Source organism: Pseudomonas sp. AM14(2022), assembly GCF_036346455.1.
Classification (GTDB): domain Bacteria; phylum Pseudomonadota; class Gammaproteobacteria; order Pseudomonadales; family Pseudomonadaceae; genus Aquipseudomonas; species Aquipseudomonas putida_A.
Genome location: NZ_JAOTNY010000026.1, coordinates 1 through 21447, shown reverse-complemented (window position 1 = coordinate 21447; position 21447 = coordinate 1). Strand labels below are relative to the sequence as shown.

General features: G+C 59.8%; 20 protein-coding genes. 13 read left to right on the top strand and 7 right to left on the bottom strand.

Going from position 1 to position 21447, the window contains the following annotated elements:
* Positions 1 to 17: 17 nt before the first annotated feature.
* Complete coding sequence (gene folM / locus V3W27_RS27210; RefSeq protein WP_442962678.1) at positions 18 to 722, bottom strand: dihydromonapterin reductase; 705 nt, start codon at positions 720 to 722, stop codon at positions 18 to 20.
* Positions 723 to 907: 185 nt separating this feature from the next.
* Entirely contained in the window at positions 908 to 1477 is a 570-nt protein-coding gene (locus V3W27_RS27205) for an antibiotic biosynthesis monooxygenase (RefSeq protein WP_330208002.1), read from the bottom strand.
* 211 nt (positions 1478 to 1688) lie between these two features.
* On the opposite strand from V3W27_RS27205, the gene V3W27_RS27200 reads away from it, so the two are divergent.
* Positions 1689 to 2648, top strand: coding sequence for a MerR family transcriptional regulator (locus tag V3W27_RS27200; RefSeq protein WP_096795375.1), 960 nt, complete (start codon positions 1689 to 1691; stop codon positions 2646 to 2648).
* Positions 2649 to 2651: 3 nt separating this feature from the next.
* Here the strand turns inward: V3W27_RS27200 and V3W27_RS27195 are convergent, their stop codons facing one another.
* Together V3W27_RS27195 and V3W27_RS27190 are read right to left on the bottom strand one after the other, a co-directional pair.
* Positions 2652 to 3257 (bottom strand): hypothetical protein, encoded by a 606-nt coding sequence (locus V3W27_RS27195; protein ID WP_027610872.1) that lies wholly within the window; start codon positions 3255 to 3257, stop codon positions 2652 to 2654.
* A 55-nt stretch (positions 3258 to 3312) separates the two neighbouring features.
* A complete protein-coding gene (locus tag V3W27_RS27190) occupies positions 3313 to 3789 on the bottom strand; it encodes a PAS domain-containing protein (RefSeq protein WP_330208001.1) in 477 nt (158 codons plus the stop codon).
* A gap of 152 nt (positions 3790 to 3941) precedes the next feature.
* Between V3W27_RS27190 and V3W27_RS27185 the strand changes: the two genes are divergently transcribed.
* Positions 3942 to 4397, top strand: a complete 456-nt coding sequence (locus V3W27_RS27185) for a flavodoxin (RefSeq protein ID WP_247267898.1) — start codon at positions 3942 to 3944, stop codon at positions 4395 to 4397.
* On the opposite strand, the gene V3W27_RS27180 is transcribed toward V3W27_RS27185, so the two are convergent.
* Complete coding sequence (locus tag V3W27_RS27180) at positions 4387 to 5274, bottom strand: LysR family transcriptional regulator (RefSeq protein WP_330208000.1); 888 nt, start codon at positions 5272 to 5274, stop codon at positions 4387 to 4389. The genes V3W27_RS27185 and V3W27_RS27180 overlap by 11 nt on opposite strands.
* Positions 5275 to 5368: 94 nt before the next feature.
* On the opposite strand from V3W27_RS27180, the gene V3W27_RS27175 reads away from it, so the two are divergent.
* The 6 genes from V3W27_RS27175 to V3W27_RS27150 all read left to right on the top strand — a co-directional run bounded on the left by V3W27_RS27175 (position 5369) and on the right by V3W27_RS27150 (position 13444).
* The gene (locus tag V3W27_RS27175) at positions 5369 to 5755 is read left to right on the top strand and encodes a CidA/LrgA family protein (RefSeq protein WP_027610876.1); all 387 of its coding nucleotides are present in this window, start codon (positions 5369 to 5371) and stop codon (positions 5753 to 5755) included.
* A complete protein-coding gene (locus V3W27_RS27170) occupies positions 5745 to 6431 on the top strand; it encodes an LrgB family protein (RefSeq protein WP_097090405.1) in 687 nt (228 codons plus the stop codon). Before V3W27_RS27175 ends, V3W27_RS27170 begins: the two co-directional genes overlap by 11 nt.
* 131 nt (positions 6432 to 6562) lie before the next feature.
* Positions 6563 to 7345: a class II aldolase/adducin family protein gene (locus V3W27_RS27165; RefSeq protein WP_330207999.1), complete on the top strand. Its 783-nt coding sequence runs from the start codon at positions 6563 to 6565 to the stop codon at positions 7343 to 7345.
* Positions 7345 to 8247 (top strand): alpha/beta fold hydrolase, encoded by a 903-nt coding sequence (locus V3W27_RS27160; RefSeq protein WP_330207998.1) that lies wholly within the window; start codon positions 7345 to 7347, stop codon positions 8245 to 8247. The genes V3W27_RS27165 and V3W27_RS27160 overlap by 1 nt, the downstream gene beginning before the upstream one ends.
* 201 nt (positions 8248 to 8448) lie before the next feature.
* On the top strand, positions 8449 to 9360 hold the full coding sequence (locus V3W27_RS27155; RefSeq protein ID WP_007968066.1) for an SDR family oxidoreductase: 912 nt from the start codon (positions 8449 to 8451) through the stop codon (positions 9358 to 9360).
* A 601-nt stretch (positions 9361 to 9961) separates the two neighbouring features.
* Positions 9962 to 13444: a dermonecrotic toxin domain-containing protein gene (locus tag V3W27_RS27150; protein WP_330207997.1), complete on the top strand. Its 3483-nt coding sequence runs from the start codon at positions 9962 to 9964 to the stop codon at positions 13442 to 13444.
* Positions 13445 to 13474: 30 nt separating this feature from the next.
* On the opposite strand, the gene V3W27_RS27145 is transcribed toward V3W27_RS27150, so the two are convergent.
* Positions 13475 to 14260 carry an IclR family transcriptional regulator gene (locus V3W27_RS27145; RefSeq protein ID WP_027610880.1) on the bottom strand — a complete coding sequence of 262 codons (786 nt, stop codon included), beginning with the start codon at positions 14258 to 14260 and terminating at the stop codon, positions 13475 to 13477.
* Between the two features lie 165 nt (positions 14261 to 14425).
* Between V3W27_RS27145 and hmgA the strand changes: the two genes are divergently transcribed.
* The 4 genes from hmgA (at position 14426) to V3W27_RS27125 (ending at position 19214) form a co-directional block, all read left to right on the top strand.
* Positions 14426 to 15730, top strand: a complete 1305-nt coding sequence (hmgA, locus tag V3W27_RS27140) for a homogentisate 1,2-dioxygenase (protein WP_247842331.1) — start codon at positions 14426 to 14428, stop codon at positions 15728 to 15730.
* A 3-nt stretch (positions 15731 to 15733) separates the two neighbouring features.
* Positions 15734 to 17038: a fumarylacetoacetase gene (gene fahA / locus V3W27_RS27135; protein WP_330207996.1), complete on the top strand. Its 1305-nt coding sequence runs from the start codon at positions 15734 to 15736 to the stop codon at positions 17036 to 17038.
* Between the two features lie 12 nt (positions 17039 to 17050).
* Entirely contained in the window at positions 17051 to 17686 is a 636-nt protein-coding gene (gene maiA, locus V3W27_RS27130; RefSeq protein WP_330207995.1) for a maleylacetoacetate isomerase, read from the top strand.
* A 157-nt stretch (positions 17687 to 17843) separates the two neighbouring features.
* Entirely contained in the window at positions 17844 to 19214 is a 1371-nt protein-coding gene (locus V3W27_RS27125) for an MFS transporter (protein WP_330207994.1), read from the top strand.
* Between the two features lie 185 nt (positions 19215 to 19399).
* Here the strand turns inward: V3W27_RS27125 and V3W27_RS27120 are convergent, their stop codons facing one another.
* Positions 19400 to 20203 (bottom strand): SirB1 family protein, encoded by an 804-nt coding sequence (locus tag V3W27_RS27120; RefSeq protein ID WP_330207993.1) that lies wholly within the window; start codon positions 20201 to 20203, stop codon positions 19400 to 19402.
* A gap of 172 nt (positions 20204 to 20375) precedes the next feature.
* Between V3W27_RS27120 and V3W27_RS27115 the strand changes: the two genes are divergently transcribed.
* Positions 20376 to 21395 carry a Glu/Leu/Phe/Val dehydrogenase family protein gene (locus V3W27_RS27115; RefSeq protein WP_047597781.1) on the top strand — a complete coding sequence of 340 codons (1020 nt, stop codon included), beginning with the start codon at positions 20376 to 20378 and terminating at the stop codon, positions 21393 to 21395.
* Positions 21396 to 21447: the final 52 nt, after the last annotated feature.

Here is a 21447-nt window from a genome sequence, read left to right as displayed (position 1 = left end):
GATCCTCGCGCAGCAGCTTATTTGACGTGCCGTCCGCCGTTGACGGTCAGGGTTGTGCCGGTGACATAGGGGTTGTCGAGCAGATAGCGCAGGCTCTGGTAGATCACTTCGCTGCCGGGTTCGATGCCCAGCGCGGATTTGGCCAGCGCCCTGGCGCGGTACGCCGCGTCGTCGTCGGGATTGAACAATAGCAGGGCCGGCGCGATGCCGTTGACTTTGATTGCCGGCGCATAGCGCGCGGCGAAGGACAGGGTCAAGCTGTCGAGCCCGGCCTTGCTGGCGCAATAACCGATGTGCTTGCTGCTGCCCTTGCGCGTGACGTCGTCGCTGATGTGGATGATGTCGGCCGGGATCGAGCGCTTGAGCAGGTCGGCGCAGTGCAGGTTGATCAGATACGGCGCGAGCATGTGTACGTTGAGCATACGCGAGAAGGCCTCGGCTTCACTGCCCGGGGTTTCCGCCAGCCATTCGGAGGCGTTGTGGACGATGGCGCGCAGGCAGTCGGTGTGGCTTTTCAGTTCATCGATGAAGGCGAGGATGGTGGCTTCGCTGGAGAAGTCCGCGAACACCGCGACAGCGCCCAGATCTCGCAGGGCTTGTACGCCCGGACGTTCGCTGCGGTAGGTGAAGATGACCCGATGGCCGTCTTCAAGCAAACGCTGTGCGCAGTGCAGACCGACACGCTGGCCGGCACCGGTGATGAGGATCGGGGCGGAGGATATGGACATGAACGGCTCGCGTCGCGGTTGGAGCAAAAACTATAACAGCGACGCGGGTTGCCCACCTACCGCAAGACGGGTGTTGTGCTTTTGTGGGAGCCGGGCTTGCTCGCGAAGGCGGTGTGCCAGGCACGGATGCATCAACTGACATGACGCTTTCGCGAGCAAGCCCGCTCCCACATGGGCTCTCAACGGTTTTGAGTCACCGGTTCAACAGGTAGTCGAGGCGCCGGAGCACTGTTCAACCAGTTCGCCAGCAACCGCGTCGACAACGGAATAAAGAAATACACCATCAATGGCGTCAGGCACGCCGTGCTGATCAATACCCGTGGCAGCAGGCTCATCTCGCCGAGCAGCGGTCCGAGGACAAAGTTGAACAGCAGCGACACCGGGAAGAACGCCAGCCAGATCGCCACAGCCTGTTTCCAGCGTGGTGGCCGTTGACCGGCAGCGCCGAACCAGCCTTCGATGCCGCTGACCCGATGCTCCTTGGGATGCTCGAACAGATCGCTGCCCCGCGCCAGCCACGCGGTACGCGAGACCGAGTGCTCCCAAGCGTGCAGGGTCTGCTCGTCGACGAAGCGGAAAATGATCTGGAATTCGTTGTCACCGGGTGGCGGAGCGAGCACGCCGGAACCCAGATAACCGGGAAAGTCCGTGGCCAGTTGTTCGCCTTCGCGCAGCCAGGCAATCAGGTCCTGATAGCGGCCGTCGGCGACGCGACGCGCAACCATCAGCGTGACGGGGGAAGTAGACATTGTGTATCTCCATATTTCGAGTGCGGCGCTCCGGGTAGGAGGTTTCGCAATGCGCAAGCCGGGGTGGGGCCTGCGCTTTTCAACAAGCAAGGATTATTCCCGATTTTGATGACAGTTTCAGAGACTTTCGTCTCTGTTTATTGGGTTGAACCGACAGAGGGCATCGGATGTAGAATGGGATCCAAATTTACCGAGCGGACACACCAGCACCATGGCTGTTATCACGGACGCTAACCCTGCCTCGCAGGCTTCTGTCGCACTTGAGCGCGAAGAGTTGTTCCCTATTCGGGAGGTGTCGCGGCTGACCGGCGTCAACCCGGTAACGCTGCGTGCATGGGAGCGCCGCTACGGTTTGATTCAGCCGACGCGCACCGAAAGCGGGCACCGGTTGTATTCGATGACCGAAATCGAGCGCGTGCGCAGCATCGTCGACTGGATCGATCGCGGCGTGGCCGTGAGCAAGGTCGGCAAGATCCTGGCGAGGACCGAGCCGCTGAAAGCCTTGGCCCATATCATCCCCGATGATCTGGTCCAGGCCGATTACGCGCAATGGCAGCAGCAGGTGCAATTGGCCGTCAGTTCGTTCGACGACCGCGCGCTGGATCAGGTTTACAACCAGATCTTCTCGTCCTACTCGCTGCCGGTAGTGTTTCAGAACATTCTCATGCCTTTGTGGCTGCAGATGTTGCAGCGCCAGGATGCCTTCGGGCAGACCAGCGAGTGGCTGTTTTTCGACGGGTTCCTGCGGGCGCGGGTGTTGCAGCGGATCGTCGCGCTGCGCGGCACCCAGCCGCGCAAAGTGATTGTCAGTGCGCTTGCCGGTCAGTGTCGTGAACTCGAGCTACTGGTTGCCGCGTTGTTTCTCAGTGGCAATGATGCGGGCGTGCGGGTGCTGACCACCGGCCAGCCATTCGATGAGTTGGCGCTGGTGTGCGAGCGGATCAAGCCGCAGGCGCTGGTGCTGTTTTCCAACCATGCCCCCACCGCGGATTTGCCGCGCCGTCTGAATCGACTGGCCTTGAGTCTCGACTGTCAGGTAATGCTCGCCGGCGACGCTGCCGATCTGGCACAGGACAGTCTGGCCGGATCGTCGATCGGTTGTCTGGGCAATGAAGGAGCGACGATGCGTCAGCGCATGACGCAATTTCTCGCAGGTACGCTGGATACCTGAATATCAGGTGTGCAGGGCGGGGTGGGTCAGACGGTGTTGTTGCAGGATGAACTGGCGCAGCCGTTCGGTTTCATCGGCGTCGGTCTGGCTCAGCTCGTAGGCGTAGAAGCCGTGCTCGGTTTCGCGCTCGAAGTTGCCGCGCAGGGAAATCCGCTCGTAACCTGAAGGGCTGAACCACAGCGCGAAATGCTTGGGCGGTTTGGTCTTGTTGCGCATTTCCAGCAGCACGCCTTTGTGCGACACCTCGTGCACCCACATCATGCCCGGTTGGCCTTTGGCATTTTCCAGCGCGACCGGCTCTTCGAGAGTCAGGCGCCATGGGCGAATCATCGGCCCGTCTTCGTAAATGCTCGGCACGCCCAGGCGCAGGTGCAACGCGTGGAATTCGTCTTCCACCAGGTGCAGCGGAAAGGTCATTTGCTGATTTTCGAAATTGGCCTGAATGGTCACTTGCTCGTGAGCCGCCAGGCGCGTGAGCAGGTCACGGATCTGCGAACCTCCATTGACCAACAGGCTCGACGTCGCATCCCGCACATTGAGCTGCGGGTTGTGCTGCATGGTCTGGATGAAATCCAGCTCATCCTGGGTCAGGAGTGCGTCGCGTTGCATGGCCTGGCTCGAAAGAAATAGTTACAAAGTCATTGGTGATTGTAGTTACTGACACTTAGTTCGCAGTTTTGTTTGCGCCGTTCGTCGCTTTCAGGGCGGCGAGTTCGGCTTGCAAGGCGGCAACTTGTGCTTCCAGTTGTGCAACGCGTTGCTGCGCCTTGACCTGAACCGTGACATCTTTCTGCACACCGACGAAATAAGTCTGGCCGTCATCAGCGTTTTTCACCGTCGAAAGCGACAGTTCGTTCCAGAACGGGGTGCCATCCTTGCGATAGTTGCGCAGGATTTCCCGGCACGCCCCGCCGTTTTGCAAGGTGTCGCGAATCAGCGACAGACCGGCTTGATCGCGGTCTCCTGACTGCAGAAAGCGGCAGTCCTGATAAAGAATCTCTTCGCTGCTGTAACCGGTCAGGCGTTCGAAGGCCGGGTTCACGTAAATCAGGATGTTGTCCTGCTCGCCTTCCTTTTCGGCCACCACGATTCCATCGTTCGACGCGTTGATCACCATTTGCAGCAGACTGGCGTTGATCATCAATGAATCCTTTCAGTGTCGATAATGGCTGGCATTCTAGAAGTTCCAACGCCGCTGTCTACTGGCTATCACGGCGAATCGGGGCTGGATCGCGGCTTTTGCGTCGGACTGCTACTATCGCCGCTCTTTTTTTCAGCTTCAGGATCAGATTGATGAAAGTCGCCATCCTCTCCGGCTCGGTTTACGGCACGGCCGAAGAAGTCGCCCGTCACGCGCAGAACCTGCTGAAAGACGCCGGTTTTGAAACCTTCTACAACTCGCGCGCCAGCCTGGCGGATATTCAGGCGTTCGGGCCTGAAGCGTTCCTCGCGGTGACCTCGACCACCGGCATGGGCGAATTGCCGGATAACCTGCAGCCGCTGTATTCGGCGATTCGAGACCAGTTGCCAGCCGCGTGGCGCGGTTTGCCGGGCGCGGTGATCGGTTTGGGCGATGCCAGTTACGGCGACACGTTCTGTGGCGGCGGCGAACTGATGCGTGAGTTGTTCGCCGAGCTGGGCGTGCGCGAAGTGCAGGAGATGTTGCGTCTGGACGCCAGCGAAAGCGTGACCCCGGAAACCGACGCCGAGCCATGGCTGGCGCAATTGATCGCCACGCTCAAGGGCTGATCGCGCGCTCACGCAGCAGAGCCAGCCAGGCCTGCGCGGCTTTCGACAGATAGGCGCCCCGGCGCCAGATGAAGGCGATGTCCCAGCGCAGATACTCTGGCGCGCGCAAGGTCAGGCGCACCACGCCCGGACGCTCCAGTGCCCGGGCGACCACGCTGGGCAGCAGCACCACGCCTTGCCCGGCGGCCACCAGCGCCACGAGAAAATCCGCCTGGCCACTGCGCCCGCCTTCTTTCGGGGTAAAGCCCAGTTGCTGGCAGGCCTGCAGTAAACGGTCATTGAGCACGAAGCTGCGCTGATACAACAGGAACGGCGTGTCGGCCAATTCCTCAAGGCCAATCTCGCCGCGCCCCGCCAATGGATGATCCACTGGCAACAACGCATCGAGTTTCTCATCGCAGAACGGCTGGAAATCGAACTGCGGATCTTTCGGCAGCAGGCTCCCGCCCAACTCCAGCTCGCCGCTGAGCACCGCTTGCTCGACATTGCGGCTGCCACCCTCGAGCAATTGAATGCTGATGTTCGGATAGCGCCGGCGATACTCGGCGAACAACCCGGCGAACAGTGCATCACTGCCCAACAGCGGCAGACCGAGGCGCAATTCGCCGCGTGCCAGTTGACTCAAATCATCCAGTTCACTGAGCAACTCATTGCGCAGGCGCAACATGCCTTCGGCGCGTTGCAGCACCACGCTGCCCGCAGCGGTCAGGCGCAGTTGCGAGCCCAGTCGTTCGAGCAACGGCGTGCCGAGGCTCTGCTCCAGTTGCGCGACTTGCTTGCTCACCGCCGACTGGCTGATGTGCAGAGTTTTCGCCGCCTGGGTGAAGCCGCCCTGATGCATGACTTCGACAAAGCTGCGCAGCTGTTTGAATTCCATCATCCGATTCCATTGTGGAATAGGACTGAGTCTAACAATTCGCTTCTGGGATGATAGGCCGCTTCGTAAAATAAGCCCCTGTAAGGAGCCCATCATGAACGCCGCATCCCTCAAATACCTGTCCCGTCTATTCGCAGAACTGGCCGTGTTGCTCGGTCTCTACCTGCTCGGCTGCCAGATCGCCGCGTGGCTGGCCTGGCCGATTCCCGGCGGCGTGATCGGCATGGCCCTGTTGCTGCTGGCGTTTGCGTTTGGCTGGGTCAAACCGGCGGCGCTGCAACTGGGGGCCGGATTGCTGATGGCCGAGATGCTGCTGTTCTTTATTCCGGCGCTGATGAGTCTGCTCGACTACGGCGCGCTGTTGCGCGATGACGGCTGGCGGATTTTGCTGGTGATCGGCGCCAGCACCCTGATGGTGATGCTGGTGACAGCCTTCACCGTAGAGCTGGCCGTGCGCCTGAGGCGGTCCCATGAAGCTTGAATGGATGCCGATGTTCTGGCTCGCCTTCACCCTGTTGGCGTACCTGTTCAGTCGCTGGATTTACCGGCGCACCGGGCGTTACTTGCTGTCGCCGCTGATTCTGGTGCCGGCGCTGCTGCTGGCGCTCGCGGTGCCGTTGCACACCGCCTATGCCGAATACGCCAGCAACACCCATTGGTTGATGCTGGTGCTCGGGCCGGTGACGGTCGCCTTCGCCGTGCCGATCTGGCAGCAGCGGCGTCTGCTGGTGCGGCACTGGTCAGCGCTGTTGCTGGGCATGCTTGCCGGCAGCGCGGCGTCGATCGCTACGTCGTTCGGTCTGGCCAGAGCGCTGGCGCTGGATAGCTCGGTGACGATGTCGCTGGTGCCGCGTTCGATCACTACGCCATTCGCCATGCCGCTGGCGCAGGATCTCGGTGGCGTGCCGGAACTGACTGCCGTGTTCGTGATGTTTACCGGCGTGTTCGGTGCGATGCTCGGCGGCGTATTGCTCAAGTGGCTGCCGTTGCGCAGTGCGTTGGCGCGCGGTGCGTTGTTCGGGGTTGGCGCGCACGGCGCAGGGGTGAGCCGGGCGCATGAAGTGGGCGGTGAGGAGGGCTCGGTGGCGGGACTGGTGATGGTGCTGACCGGGCTGCTCAATCTGTTCGCCGCGCCTTTGTTGGCGTCGTTGCTTTGACATGGATCCAAGCTGTTTGCATTGCTGACCCGCTCAGTCATCAAGCTGGCTGGCAATGCAACTACGTGAATTGTGGGAGCTGACTAGACTGCTGACACGTGCAAAACAATAAGAACGCAGAGGTGCATACAGTGAGCGTAGCCCCCGTCCAATCGTCCCTTGATGTCAAAGACCAGGTCAGTGCCGCGGAATGGCAGACCCGGGTCGATCTCGCCGCCTGCTATCGACTGGTGGCGTTGCATGGCTGGGATGACCTGATCTTCACCCACATCTCGGCCAAGGTCCCGGGCACCGAAGACTTTCTGATCAATCCGTTCGGGTTGATGTTCCATGAGATCACCGCGTCCAGCCTGGTCAAAGTCGATCAGGCCGGCAACAAGCTCATGGACAGTCCCTACGAAATCAATCCCGCCGGTTACACCATCCACAGCGCCGTGCACGAAGTGCGGCACGATGTGGTTTGTGTGTTGCACACCCACACCGCATCCGGTGTCGCGGTGTCGGCTCAAAAGCAGGGCGTGTTGCCGATCAGTCAGCAGTCGCTGTTTGTGTTGTCGAGCCTGGCCTATCACGCCTACGAAGGTGTGGCGCTGAATCACGAAGAGAAGGCGCGCTTGCAGGCGGACCTTGGCGAGAACAATTTCCTGATGCTGCACAACCACGGGTTGCTGACCTGTGGCGGTACCATCGCCGACACCTTTCTGATGATGTTCACCTTCCAGCGCGCCTGCGATATTCAGGTCATGGCGCAAACCGGTGGTGCTGAACTGATCGGCATCGAACCGCAGATCCTGGCGGGCGCCAAAGCGATGATCGCCGGCGTGACCAAAAGTGCTCAAGGCATGGGCGGCGCGCTGGCCTGGCCGGCGCTGCTGCGCAAACTCGATAAACAAGACCCCGGATATAAACTCTGATGCCTCTTGCCGAGATTCCTCTGTGTGTCTGGCGCAAACGCAGCCGGACGTTTGTCTTCCGCGGCCAGTCGATCCGTTACTGGACGGCGGGGCAGGGTGAGCCGCTGCTGCTGATCCACGGTTTCCCGACGGCCAGTTGGGACTGGCACTACCTGTGGCAGCCTCTGGCCCAGCGCTACCGGGTGATCGCCTGTGACATGCTCGGTTTTGGGGATTCGGCCAAACCATTGCATCACCGCTACAGCCTGCTGGAACAGGCCGACTTGCAACAGGCGCTGCTGGCGCATCTTCAGGTCGAGCAAGCGGTGCATGTGCTGGCCCACGATTACGGCGACAGCGTTGCCCAGGAATTGCTCGCCCGGCATTACGAAAACCGGATCGAGATCGCCAGTTGCGTCTTTCTCAATGGCGGTCTGTTCCCCGAAACCCATCGTCCTGTGCTGATGCAAAAGCTGCTGCTCAGCCCGCTGGGCTGGATGATCGGGCGGGCGTTCAGCCGTGATGCACTGGTGAAAAGTTTCCGCCAGATCTTCGGTCCGCAGACCGGCCCCAGCGAAAGTGAGCTGGATGATTTCTGGAGCCTGATCGAGACCCATCGTGGCCCACGCATCCTGCACAAACTGATCGGCTACATCCCCGAGCGGCGGGTGCAACGTGATCGCTGGGTGACGGCGATGCAACGCGGCGAGGTGTCGCTGCGAGTTATTGACGGTGAGGTCGACCCGATCTCCGGTGCGCACATGGTCGAGCGTTACCGCGAGCTGATTGCCAACGCCGATACGGTGCTACTGTCAGGTATCGGCCACTATCCGCAGATCGAAGCGCCGGTGCAGGTGCTCAAGCATTACCTGGCGTTTCGTGAGCGCCTGGAGTTGCCGCCGCGCAAGGTCGCGTGCTCCTGACAGATCAAAAGATCGCAGCCTGCGGCAGCTCCTGCACCGATCTTCTGTAGGAGCTGCCGCAGGCTGCGATCTTTTGATCTTTTGACGCCCTCATCATCCCTCACCCTTATCGCGCACCATTCAGCCTCAGCCGTATTCGTTGTGACCCAAAGCCCTGTGCCTGACACTCGGACTCAATACTGGCCTGCTGGAGTTCCTGCGATGAATGAGTCCGTACGTTTCGAAGATAAAGTCGTGATCGTCACCGGCGCCGGTGGTGGCCTGGGGCGAGCGCACGCTTTGCTGTTCGCCCGGCACGGTGCCAAAGTGCTGGTCAACGACCTCGGCGGCTCGACCCAGGGCGAAGGGGCCAACGCCTCCGCCGCCGACCGTGTGGTGGCGGAAATTCGCGAAGCCGGCGGCATCGCCGAGGCCAACCATGACTCGGTCACCGACGGCGACAAACTGGTGCAAAACGCCCTCGACGCCTTTGGCCGTGTCGACGTGGTGGTGAACAACGCCGGGATTCTGCGCGACAAGACCTTTCACAAGATGGACGACGCCGACTGGGATCTGGTCTACCGCGTCCACGTCGAAGGCGCCTACAAAGTGACCCGCGCCGCGTGGCCGCACTTGCGCGAGCAAAACTACGGAAGGGTGATCTTCACCGCCTCGACCTCGGGCATCTACGGCAACTTTGGCCAGTCCAACTACGGCATGGCCAAACTCGGCCTCTACGGCCTGACCCGTACCCTGGCCATCGAAGGTCGCAAGAACAATATTCTGGTCAATGCCATCGCGCCTACCGGCGGCACGCGCATGACCGAAGGCCTGATCCCGCCGCAAGTGTTCGAACAGCTCAAACCGGAACTGGTCAGCCCGCTGGTGGTGTACCTGGCCAGTGAACAGTGCCAGGAAACGTCCGGCCTGTTTGAAGTCGGTGGCGGCTGGATGGGCAAGGTGCGCTGGGAACGCAGCCTCGGTGCTGGCTTCGATCCCCGCAGCGGTTTCTCGCCGGAAGATGTCGCGGCGCACTGGCAGCAGATCTGCGACTTCGAAGGCGCGGCGCATCCGAAGGACAACATTGAAGCGCTGAAGGAAATGATGGCGAATTTGCAGAAGTATTCGCTGTAACGTTTGCCACGCCCCGCAAATACCGATCCCGCCGGTAAAGCCTTCGCCCATAAAAAAGGCCGCTGCAAACGCAGCGGCCAAGGTAAGACGTTGGATCAAGGAGCTACAAATCAACGTCAGTGAACACCGGGGCGATCAATCGAAGCATCGACTCATCTGAAATCGGTCAGCGCTGGCGCGAGTTGCTCAGCAGCCAAGGCTTGGTGCTTTGCGGCGTCTGCCTGAAAGCCCGCTCAGAATAAGCACTTGAACCCGAAGGAAAAATAGCGATTCCGGACATGCACTGTTACGGGGCGTGCAACAGTCTTGATCGCGCCACAGGATCCTGCACGGACTGCGCAAAGTGTTCGCGCCCGGAAATATATCGCTTCGCTGTCTATTCTGGATGGTTGAGTTAGTTACTTTGTATAAAGTTTTGTGCGGATTGTTTGTTTGTGAATTTGTCATTTTTTACAGGTGGTTTTTTTATTTCGGTTAATACCTTGTGATCTATATTTGTTGAAATGAACTGGCGCTTCTTGTTTGTTAAAAATAAAACTATCTTTCGCTATCGCAGTGATGCGGGGTTGCGTTCACTGAACTTGAAAGATAGGACTTGAATATGGATAAGTTATACAAAAGCTTGATGCGAGGTTCTGAAGGTGCAGAAGTAACCTGGAGGGCTGAGTGGGCAAAGGCCGCTGCCGCGCAGAATGATTTGTTCGCTATTGTTGAGGCGATCCCGACAGTTCGGCAGATTGCTCGGCAGGCATTGCAGCAAGAATTGCAGCAGCGGCAGAAGAATATCGATATTGATAATGTTTATATCAATATCACCGATCAGTCCAATGAGATTGAACGTCGTCCTTCGGGGAAACTGTCTGAGGTATTGCTTCATTGTCTTGATAATAACGTGCTGCCGAGCTATCTGGCTGGCGGCGGGGATGGTGTCTTTCACCTGCCCGATACCGTTGGCGAACAGATGAGAGTCAAAGGCTTCAGTATTATCGAGGCTGAGGAGGTTATTACTTATACGCTGCGAAATCTGGAAAGCAGCCTGCGTTTGGAGATGGCCAAGTATTGGGCGGCACCCGTAAAAGTCGCAACAACTGAAAAGACCGGGCTGACAAATAAACAGGCCTTGCAGCAGGCTTATAACGTTGTGCTGACAGCGGAGCTTTCTTTAAAAGCCATGGCGGGATTTCTGGATCACGGCATGGCGACGCGCTATTGCTATTTGTTGAATCTGGAAAACGGCGCCGGCGCTTATAACGTTGTGGTGAGTCCTGAATCCGACTCTCGCACTTCGCTTGTTCCGGGGTTTGTCCTCGATAATGCGATGCGGGCGGATCCGCAAATGAAACTGCTCAATGAGTCCACCGGTTATGTCATTCACACGCCAGGCAACGGCTTTGAATACTTCGCCAGGAATATCGACGCGCACGCAACGCTGCTGGCGCGTGTATCGGCGTCCGGTAGCAAAATCGCTTTCCCTAAAGCCACGCAAAGTGTGTCTGCTCATTGTGTCGACGCTTACTTGAAGGGACAACTTGAGACGCTTGCAAGTCTGATGCGCGATTGCAAGGGCCAGACTCGAGCGTTCAGCCGTGTATTGCAGGACAATCAGATGTTGTCGGTGATGCGTGCTGACATCGGTCGTCGATTCGATCAAGTGCAGGCAGAACTCAAGCGGACCGAATGGCCACTCTGGCTGAAGAACGGTGGTAACGCTCTTCAGCAGCGTTACGTCGAGCTTGAGCACTCGATGGAGAAATATCACTCTGACTACCGGGTGGTTTTCGACAGGTGTTTCTCTTTTAAAGATTATGTCTTGCGTTGTTTTTCCGAGTGGGCGATGAGCGCGTTGGGTGAGCAACTGGAAGCCGAGACGATAAAGGTGCGCAGCGTCCACAAGATGCAACTGGGCGGCCGCACCCTCGAGCAGGTCGACAGTCGGACCCTGACGGAATTCATCATCTTCGGTCTGCATGACGAGGGGTATAAAGCCGAAATCAGCCTCACCGGGTTGCCGTCCGGCAGCAGGCTATCCGCTGCTGCACTTGAGCAATGGTTGAACAACATCAACTTGCGCTCGCAGTTTGTATCCAGTCTTCCAACTGATCCATCGCCGGAGTTTGCACAGGCGTATCGCGACCACTTGCACAGCAACATCGAGTTCGCGCTTTTCGTTGCGCGCCATTCGGGCGCCTTCAGTGAAACCGAAGCGAAGGTCATTGAAAGGGCGTTGGCAGGTGACCTTTCGGTGTCTATCCGCGGATTGAAACTGAGCCTGCAGATTCCAGGGCCCGCCTTGAAAGGTGTGATGGTTTTTCGGGCACCGGAGACTCGGAACTATCTTGTTTATCTGATAACACCTGCAGGCAAATCCGTTTTCATGGCGTTTGCGGATGTACTCGCTCTGAACAAATGGTTTGAATCGGCTATGACCGCTGATCGTGAATACGCGGCGTCATTGATTCATCCGGACTATTTGCACGATGCCGGATCCTTGCGCGGTATCAGCCGTCACGCCACCCATTATCTGTACAAGCTGGATACCCAATACTCGGACCTTTTCCCCAATGGCACAGCGCCGTTGCTCAATGACGTCAATCTCGCTTTTCAGTCTGAACTGGCGTTACACAGGACCATTGCGCCTGCGCCTTACCGCTACCTCGGGATTGAGCCGCGCAAACGTTACGCTCGATTGAATACCGAACTGAAAGCGCTCTCCACCGTAGAGGCAAGGGACAATGCGTTCCCTTCTTTCGAACGCTTTACCCACGATGCGGTAAAGCAGAACCTTGAAAGTCTGTTGCGTTCGCGAGGACGAAATGTCGAGATCAATCCCGATCAGATTATTGTCCAGACTGACGATTTTCAGAAAAGCGTAACGGATCTGCTCATAGAAGGACTGTCGTTTGAAGCTGCCAATCCGGCTTATCCGAGCAAGTATGACCCGAGGTATTTTTTGACGGACGGCCATCCGGCCATTGATCAACTGGATATTCGCGATCTGTCCTCGTTATCGAAAACATTCCGTCCTGGCGACAGGTATACGGAAATGCTCAATACCGACTATCTGGACGGGAAGCATCCTGGCTACGCATTCAAGCGCGCCGTTCACGCAAAAAAAGTTCGCTGTCAGATGCATTACGATCTGCTCTCCAACTACATTGATGGCAGGTTTGGCTCTGAAATCTTTATAGCGCTACAACGGGTTGTCGGCAGTTTGAAAGAGGATGTCTATCACTACCCGATCAATGATTCGTCCGCAGAAGGTGATGAAGGTCTTTACGAATTCAATATCGGGAAAATCGGCTTGACCAAGGCGGGGGATCGTACGGTTGCGGGTGTCTACATCCTACGGATGAACATTCTCGGCCAGTTCCACGACTGGTTATATACGCCCGATGCGCCGGATGGCGTTGCCTATCGACCCATCAACGATTTCATTCCATCGATTCGTTTCCAATATGGACCGATGCGCGATTACTACTTTGACCGGGTTGCGATCGTCGATCAAAAAGTAATCAATGATTATTTTGACGATCTTGCCGCAAGCGGGAAACCTCTGCCTCCGGTCAAGACGCAAGAACGCGCCAAGTTGAACAACCTCTTCGCGTTTCATGATCGGAGAGTGCGTCGCGCATTGAGCGATATCGACGAGCGAACCACCAGTTTGAAGGAGGTTATCGCGGGACTGTTTTACGATGGCCTGATCAAGGCGGCGAGTGTCATCAGTCTCGCCGTGCCGCCAATCGGCACTCTGGTCGTCGCGGTGCAGATGATGAAAAGTGTTTACGACGGAGCACAGGCGCAACGGCGCGGTGACTACTCGGCGGCACTGGGATACGGCGCGGACGCGTTGATCGGACTATTTACGCTTGGCCAGGCGGCCACAGCCGGTGCGAGCGCAGAGGTGATCAAGCAGGTGACCAACGTTCAACGATCGTTTCTCGGTCTGGTTGATGATGCACGGTCGGCGGCGCAATTCGTCGCCGAGGCGGCGGGTCATAAAGCGGCAGATCAACAGTTGATCGATTTCTTCACTGACTTGATGAAGGATCGGGTAACCGGCATCAGCCAGACCATCGTGCGCTGATCCCCGGCTGGCGCCTGGAGATCGCCTGACTCAACCGGCTTGCTCATACCCCATGCGCCAGCTCACGGCCCGCGACGCCGCCAGTAACCGCTGCGCCGCCGGGCCGTCTTCATCAGCGTGGAACAGTGAAGTCGGGCCGACGATGGTCAGCACCGCGGCGATCTGCCCGACTGCGTTGAACACCGGGGCTGACAACGCGTCCACCCCAGGCATCAACAAGCCGTGCACATGATGCAGACCGCGTTCACGGATCTGCTCGCACAAACCGCTGTAGGCATTTTGATCGGCCAGTGGATGGCCGGCGACGGCGATTTCCTGCTCGCGCAACTCATCGGTTTCCCGATGCGGCAGAAAGGCACTGAACACCAGCCCGGTGGACGAACTAAGCAGCGGCAAAACCGAACCCAACTGAGTCACCACCGTCACCGCGCGCACCGCCGGCTCGATGTGCACTACGGTCGCGCCCTGATTGCCCCACACCGCCAGAAAGCAGGTTTCATTCAGCTCGTCGCGCAACTCGGACAGGGGCAGGGCGGCGACTTTCAGCACGTCCATACTGTTCAGGGCTGCCAGGCCCACGCGCAACGCTTCACGGCCGAGTCCGTAATGGTTGGTGGCAGCGTTCTGCTCGGCGAAACCACTGGCGATCAGTGCCTGGAGATAGCGGTGCACCTTGCTCGCCGGCATCTGCACATGTTCGGCCAGACGCGACAGTGAGGTGGAGGGCGACAACTCGGCCAACGCCTTGAGGATGTCGGTGCCGACCTCGGCGGAGCGGACTTTCTGTTTGCCGTTGCTGTCGCTGGTTTTTTCCATGGTGCGGCCGGGATCCGAAAACGAATGGGCGTCTTTATAGCTTGACGCTGGATAGCGAGCAAATTACGTTATGCGTAATCGAATTACGATAATAACAACCCCGGCGTGCGCAAAGCTCTGAGCCAGAGCGATGGGCCACTGCCGACTCCCTGTTCAGGAGGCTCCATGAACCTCGATTCAAACGCGTCGGAGCTGGCGTACCAGTCCGGTTTCGGCAACGAATTCAGCAGTGAAGCGTTGCCCGGCGCCTTGCCCATCGGCCAGAACTCCCCGCAAAAAGCCCCGTACGGCCTCTATACCGAATTGCTCTCCGGCACTGCGTTTACCATGACCCGCAGTGAAGCCCGGCGTACCTGGATGTACCGGATCCAGCCGTCGGCCAATCACCCGGCGTTCGTCAAACTGGAGCGGCAACTGGCCGGCGGCCCGTTGGGTGAAGTGACGCCCAATCGCCTGCGCTGGAATCCTCTGGATATCCCGGCCGAGCCGACTGATTTCATCGACGGTCTGGTCGGCATGGTGGCCAATTCGGCGGCGGAAAAACCAGCCGGCATCAGCATCTATAACTACACCGCCAACCGTTCGATGGAGCGGGTGTTTTACAACGCCGACGGCGAACTGCTACTGGTGCCGCAACTGGGGCGGCTGCGCATTGCCACCGAACTCGGTGTGCTCGAAGTCGCGCCGCTGGAGATCGCCGTGCTGCCACGCGGTCTGAAATTCCGCGTCGAGTTGCTTGATCCGCAGGCGCGCGGTTACGTTGCCGAGAACCATGGCGCGCCGCTGCGCCTGCCGGACCTGGGGCCAATCGGCAGCAACGGCCTGGCCAATCCACGGGATTTCCTCGCGCCGGTCGCCGCTTACGAAAACCTGCAGCAGCCGACGACGCTGGTGCAGAAATTCCTCGGCCAGTTGTGGGGCACCGAGCTCGATCATTCGCCGCTGAACGTGGTGGCCTGGCACGGCAACAACGTGCCGTACAAATATGATCTGCGCCGTTTCAACACCATCGGCACCGTAAGCTTCGATCACCCGGATCCGTCGATCTTCACCGTGCTGACCTCGCCGACCAGCGTGCACGGTCTGGCCAACCTCGACTTCGTGATCTTCCCGCCACGCTGGATGGTCGCCGAGAACACCTTCCGTCCGCCGTGGTTCCATCGCAACCTGATGAACGAATTCATGGGCCTGATCCAGGGCGAATACGACGCCAAGGCTGAAGGCTTCGTGCCCGGCGGTGCCTCGCTGCACAGCTGCATGAGCGCCCACGGCCCGGATGGCGAAACCTGCACCAAAGCGATCAACGCGGAACTCAAACCGGCGAAGATCGACAACACCATGGCCTTCATGTTCGAGACCAGTCAGGTGCTGCGCCCAAGCCGCTTCGCCCTCGACTGCCCGCAACTGCAATCCACTTACGACGCCTGCTGGGCCACGCTGCCCGCCACGTTCGACCCGACCCGGAGATAACCCATGACTCAAACTTCCATCACCCGCAGTTGGGTTGCTTCGGCCAATGGCCACGCGGATTTCCCGCTGCAGAACCTGCCGCTGGGCGTGTTCAGCACTGGCGGCTCGGCGCCGCGCGCGGGCGTGGCGATCGGTGAACATATTTTCGATCTGCAGGTGGCGCTTGAAGCCGGGCTGTTCGACGGCCCGGCACGCAGCGCGGTCGAAGCCATGCACGGCGGCGTGCTGAATGCGTTCTTCGACCTCGGTCGCGAAGCCCGCGTAGCCTTGCGCAGCCGCTTGCTGGAATTGTTCAGCGAGGGCAGCAGCCATCGCGGCGCCATCGAAGCCCAAGGCGCAAAACTGTTGCCACTGGCTGCCGATTGCCAGATGCATTTGCCGGCGCGCATCAGCGATTACACCGACTTCTACGTCGGCATCGAGCACGCGCAGAACGTCGGCAAACTGTTCCGTCCGGACAACCCGCTGCTGCCCAACTACAAGCACGTGCCGATCGGTTATCACGGTCGCGCCTCCACCGTGCGCGCCTCCGGCACCGACGTGCGCCGGCCGAAAGGCCAGACCCTGCCAGCCGGTGCCAGCGAGCCGACTTTTGGCCCTTGCGCCCGTCTGGACTATGAGCTGGAACTGGGCATCTGGATCGGTCAGGGCAACGACATGGGCGAGCCGATTGCCATTGGTGACGCCGCCGAACACATCGCCGGTTTCTGCCTGCTCAACGACTGGTCGGCCCGCGATATCCAGGCCTGGGAATACCAGCCACTCGGCCCGTTCCTGTCCAAGAGCTTTATCACCAGCGTGTCGCCTTGGGTGGTGACCGCCGAAGCGCTGGAGCCATTCCGTACGGCGCAACCTGCGCGCCCGGAAGGTGATCCGCAGCCGCTGCCATACCTGTTCGACAAACGTGATCAAGATGGCGGCGCCTTCGACATCGAACTGGAAGTGCTGCTGCTCACCGAAGCCATGCGCGAACAGAATCTGCCGGCCCATCGCCTGACCCTGAGCAACACCCGCTACATGTACTGGACCGTCGCGCAAATGGTCGCGCACCACAGCGTCAACGGCTGCCAGTTGCAGGCCGGCGACCTGTTCGGTTCGGGCACTTTGTCCGGTCCGGAAAACGGTCAGTTCGGCAGCCTGCTGGAAATCACCGAGGGCGGTAAAAAACCGATCGAACTGGCCTCCGGCGAAGTGCGCAAATTCCTCGAGGACGGCGACGAAATCATCCTGCGCGCGCGTTGCGCCCGAGACGGTTTTGCCTCGATCGGCTTCGGTGAATGCCGCGGCAAAGTGCTGGCGGCGCGCTGACAGGAGCGGATCATGGATCTCTACACCTATTACCGCTCGACCTCGTCTTATCGGGTGCGTATCGCGTTGGCGCTGAAAGGGCTCGACTACACCGCGCTGCCGGTCAACCTGATCGCGCCGCCGGGGGGCGAGCACCGCCAGGCGGCGTATCTGGCGATCAATCCGCAGGGCCGGGTGCCGGCCCTGCGCACCGATGACAGCGAGCTGCTGATTCAGTCGCCGGCGATCATCGAGTACCTGGAAGAGCGTTATCCACAGCTGCCACTGCTGCCTGAAGACCTTGCCGCGCGTGCCCATGTGCGCGGTGTGGCGGCGGTGATCGGCTGCGACGTGCATCCGTTGCACAACGTCAGCGTGCTCAATCGCCTGCGTCAGTTGGGCCACGAAGAGCCGCAGGTGGTGGAGTGGATCGCGCACTGGATCAGTCAGGGGCTGACGACCGTCGAGCAATTGATCGGTGACAGCGGTTTCTGCTTTGGCGAGTGGCCTTGTGTGGCGGATGTCTATCTGATTCCGCAGTTGTATGCGGCCGAGCGCTTCGGTGTTTCGCTGGAGGCTTACCCACGGATTCGGCGGGTGGCGGCGTTGGCGGCTGAGCATCCGGCGTTCATCAAGGCGCATCCGGCCAATCAGCCCGATACCCCTTAAAGCTCTACCTCGCCCCATGTAGGAGTGAGCCTGCTCGCGATAGCGGAGTGTCAGATACGGGGATGTTGACTGACACACCGCTATCGCGAGCAGGCTCACTCCTACAAGGGATCAGGGCCGCACACAAAAAACATAAAAACAAAACAGGTACCTTGCGATGCACAACCAGATTGCCAGCTTTCGCGCGGCACTCGACGCCCGTCCTGTGTCCCGCTATCAGTGGTTATTGCTGATCCTGCTCGCCTTGCTGCTGGTCACCGACGGCTATGACGCCCAGGTGCTCGGTTACGTGGTGCCGGCCCTGGCTCAGGACTGGGGGCTGGAGAAAGCCGCGTTCGGGCCGGTTTTCAGCGCCAACCTGTTGGGCCTCACGCTCGGCTCGCTCGCGGTGACGCCGCTGGCCGATCGCTTCGGCGTGCGGCGAATCCTGCTCGCCTGCGTGCTGATCTACGCCAGCCTGACGGTGTTGATGGTGTTCGCCGATTCTCTGAACACCTTGATGATCGCGCGCTTCATCTGCGGTATCGGCATGGGCGGTGCGATGCCCAGTGCCATGGCCTTGATGTCGGAATACTCACCGCCGCGTCTGCGCACCTTGATGGTGACGCTGGCCGCTTGTGGGTTTTCGTTTGGCGGTGCGGCGGGTGGTTTTGTTGCTGCGGGCTTCATCGATCGCTTTGGCTGGCAAGCGGTGTTCCTCGCTGGTGGTGTCACGCCGTTGCTGCTGTTCCCGTTCCTGTGGTGGATGCTGCCAGAATCGCTGCCGCGTCTGCTGCGCGATGCACCGCCCTATGTGCGCCTGCGCAAAGTCACCGCGCGAATGCTGCCGGACTGGCAACCGCCGACCGCGACCGTTGAACAGAACGAGCGCGAGCAGGGCAGCAAGCTGACCGTGGTCGAGCTGTTCCGCAACGGTTATGCGCGCCCGACCCTGCTGATCTGGGCGACGTTTTTTGTCAGCCTGATTCTGTTGTATTTCATGATCAGCTGGCTGCCGACGCTGTTGCTGGAAAGCGGTCTGAAACTCAATGAAGCGAATCTGGTGACCTCGATGTTCCTGTTCGCCGGTACCTTGGGCGCGGTGTGCATGGCGTGGTTCGCCGACCGGCTCAAGCGCAAGGTACGGCTGCTCTGCGCGGTGTTGGCCGGGGCGGCTGTGTGCACGGTTCTGCTGGGCCTGAATCACGACAATCCGCGCTATCTGGTGGCCTGCGTGTTTGCTGCCGGGTTTTGCATCATTGGTGGGCAACTGACGTTGAACGCCTTCGCCAGTAACTTCTATCCGGCGCAGGTGCGCGCCACGGGCACTGGCTGGGCGTTGGGGGTAGGGCGCTTCGGTTCGATCCTCGGGCCGCTGTTCGGCAGTATGCTGCTGGCGATGCACATTCCGGTGACGCAGATTTTCTTCTTCTGCGCGATTCCGGCGGTTATTGCGGCGCTGCTGATCATCCAGGTGCGCTCGCCCTCTGACAGCCCGCAATCCCCTGTGGGGGCGGGCTTGCTCGCGAAGAACGATAACGCAGTCTGACAGGAACAACGGTGGCGCCTGCTTCGCGGGCAAACCACGCTCCCACAAGGGATCGTTGTGATGCAGAAGAATGGGGCCACGCTGAACCCTGTGGGAGCGGGCTTGCTCGCGAAGGCGATCCAGGTTTCGATGCATTCATCGCTGACACGACGCTTCGCGAGCAGGCTCACTCCTACAAAAAGCGTTTAGTGCACAACGGAATTGGGTGGCAGGTGGCCGAGGCGTTCAGTCAGGCGCAGGCGCTGGATCGGATCGTCGCTGAGCAGCAGCGCATGTTCCAGGTCGAAGCGCTCGGCGTTCGGGCAATCGAGCCGTTGATACAGGCTGGCGCGGGCCAGATAATCGGCGGCGCTGGCACCGCCCAGTTCCAGCACGCGCTCTGCATCGATCAGCGCGGCGATGTAATCCTCATGGGCCAGATGCAACTGCCGCAGGTTGCGTGACAGGCGCTGGAGCATCTGCTCTGGGCTGGCGGTGGCCAGATGGTCAGCGTTGAGTTTGAGGTGCGCGCCGTACTGACGTTGCAACAACTCGCGACAGTCATTGGGGTACAGCCGCCGACCGCCGCAGGGATCCAGCAGGTGATCAGCACCGGGCACCCGCAGCAGGAAATGCCCGGGGAAGTTCACCCCGACCAGCGGAATCTCCAGACCACGGGCCAGTTCCAGAGCAATCAGGGACAGGGTCAGCGGCTGGCCGCGGCGGGTCTGCAACACTTTGTGCAACAACGCGACCTGCGGGCGCAGCGGCAGAAAGTCATCCTGAGAGAAGCCCAGATCATTCATCCGCCGCAGCAACGGTTGCGCCAGTTCGCTGACTGGCAGCATCGGCAAGCCGTAACTGACGCGCTGTAGCAGCTCCTTGAAGTCCTGTTGCAGCGCTTCGACATCCAGGCCTTTTTCGTGCTCGGCAGCCATCCACAGCGCCGCTTCGAACAGCGCGGGCGGTGAACGGTGCAGACACTCGAAAAAACGTTGGCGCGGACTCATCGAAATCTCCGGGGAATGCCTCGTTTTAGCCCCGTCCGCGCCATTCGTCCAGTACCGGCCAGGTTATGCCGCAAAGTCGCCGTCGAAGCGGGCGCTTATTCCGGTGCGCTTCAGCAATTTTTGGGCGCAAGCCTATACTGGCGTCTACCAGAAGTGATTCGGGAGCCTGCCGATGTTCGCTCTCATGCAAAGCACTCGCCTGGAATCGCTGCACCTCAGCGTTGACCCGGTCACCGGGTTGAAGGCGGTCATTGCCATTCATAACAGTCGCCTCGGGCCTGCCCTGGGCGGTTGCCGTTATCTTGCCTATCCCAATGACGAATCTGCAGTCGAGGACGCCATTCGCCTCGCGCAAGGCATGAGCTACAAGGCTGCCCTGGCCGGGCTTGATCAGGGCGGCGGAGTGGCGGTGATCGTGCGGCCGGCGCATGTGGAAAACCGCGCTGCGTTGTTCGAAGCGTTTGGCCGCTGCATCGAGCAGCTCGACGGTCGCTACATCACCGCCATCGACAGCGGCACTTCGGTAGCGGACATGGATTGCATTGCCCAGCAGACCCAGCATGTCACCAGCACCACCTCGGCCGGCGACCCGGCGCCGCATGCGGCGATGGGCGTGTTCACAGGGATTCGCGCTACCGCCATGGCGCGGCTGGGCAGCGACAACCTCGAGGGCCTGCGCGTGGCGATTCAGGGCTTGGGCAATGTCGGTTACGCACTCGCCGAGCAATTACACGCGGCAGGGGCTGAATTGCTGGTCAGCGACATCGACCACGGCAAGGTGCAACTGGCGATGGAACAGCTTAACGCGCATCCGATCGCCAACGACGCCTTGCTCAGTACACCCTGCGACATCCTTGCGCCGTGCGGCCTCGGCGGGGTGCTCAACAGTCACACGGTGACGCAACTGCGCTGCTCGGCGGTGGCCGGTTCAGCGAACAATCAACTGACGCATCTGGACGTGGCCGATCAACTGGAGCGGCGCGGGATTCTGTATGCGCCGGATTATGTGATCAACGCGGGCGGGTTGATTTATGTCTCGCTCAAGCATCGCGGCGAAGAGCTGGGGACGATTACTGCGCACCTGTCAAAGATCAGTTCGCGGCTGACCGAAGTGTTTGCCCATGCGCAGGCCGAGAAGCGTTCGCCGGCGCGGGTAGCGGATGAGTTGGCAGAGAAAGTCCTGTATCGCTGAAAAGCAAAAGATCGCAGCCTGCGCCAGCTCCTACAATGGAATGCGTATTCCC

What these genes read in the sequence shown, in the direction of transcription:
- V3W27_RS27205 (WP_330208002.1), bottom strand. Translation starts at nt 1,477, where the DNA reads ATGTCTACTTCCCCCGTCACGCTGATGGTTGCGCGTCGCGTCGCCGAC.
- V3W27_RS27155 (WP_007968066.1), top strand. Translation starts at nt 8,449, where the DNA reads ATGAATGAGTCCGTACGTTTCGAAGATAAAGTCGTGATCGTCACCGGC.
- V3W27_RS27180 (WP_330208000.1), bottom strand. Translation starts at nt 5,274, where the DNA reads ATGGAATTCAAACAGCTGCGCAGCTTTGTCGAAGTCATGCATCAGGGC.
- V3W27_RS27185 (WP_247267898.1), top strand. Translation starts at nt 3,942, where the DNA reads ATGAAAGTCGCCATCCTCTCCGGCTCGGTTTACGGCACGGCCGAAGAA.
- V3W27_RS27160 (WP_330207998.1), top strand. Translation starts at nt 7,345, where the DNA reads ATGCCTCTTGCCGAGATTCCTCTGTGTGTCTGGCGCAAACGCAGCCGG.
- hmgA (WP_247842331.1), top strand. Translation starts at nt 14,426, where the DNA reads ATGAACCTCGATTCAAACGCGTCGGAGCTGGCGTACCAGTCCGGTTTC.
- V3W27_RS27120 (WP_330207993.1), bottom strand. Translation starts at nt 20,203, where the DNA reads ATGAGTCCGCGCCAACGTTTTTTCGAGTGTCTGCACCGTTCACCGCCC.
- V3W27_RS27150 (WP_330207997.1), top strand. Translation starts at nt 9,962, where the DNA reads ATGGATAAGTTATACAAAAGCTTGATGCGAGGTTCTGAAGGTGCAGAA.
- V3W27_RS27175 (WP_027610876.1), top strand. Translation starts at nt 5,369, where the DNA reads ATGAACGCCGCATCCCTCAAATACCTGTCCCGTCTATTCGCAGAACTG.
- fahA (WP_330207996.1), top strand. Translation starts at nt 15,734, where the DNA reads ATGACTCAAACTTCCATCACCCGCAGTTGGGTTGCTTCGGCCAATGGC.
- V3W27_RS27115 (WP_047597781.1), top strand. Translation starts at nt 20,376, where the DNA reads ATGTTCGCTCTCATGCAAAGCACTCGCCTGGAATCGCTGCACCTCAGC.
- V3W27_RS27125 (WP_330207994.1), top strand. Translation starts at nt 17,844, where the DNA reads ATGCACAACCAGATTGCCAGCTTTCGCGCGGCACTCGACGCCCGTCCT.
- maiA (WP_330207995.1), top strand. Translation starts at nt 17,051, where the DNA reads ATGGATCTCTACACCTATTACCGCTCGACCTCGTCTTATCGGGTGCGT.
- V3W27_RS27145 (WP_027610880.1), bottom strand. Translation starts at nt 14,260, where the DNA reads ATGGAAAAAACCAGCGACAGCAACGGCAAACAGAAAGTCCGCTCCGCC.
- V3W27_RS27170 (WP_097090405.1), top strand. Translation starts at nt 5,745, where the DNA reads ATGAAGCTTGAATGGATGCCGATGTTCTGGCTCGCCTTCACCCTGTTG.
- V3W27_RS27200 (WP_096795375.1), top strand. Translation starts at nt 1,689, where the DNA reads ATGGCTGTTATCACGGACGCTAACCCTGCCTCGCAGGCTTCTGTCGCA.
- V3W27_RS27195 (WP_027610872.1), bottom strand. Translation starts at nt 3,257, where the DNA reads ATGCAACGCGACGCACTCCTGACCCAGGATGAGCTGGATTTCATCCAG.
- V3W27_RS27190 (WP_330208001.1), bottom strand. Translation starts at nt 3,789, where the DNA reads ATGATCAACGCCAGTCTGCTGCAAATGGTGATCAACGCGTCGAACGAT.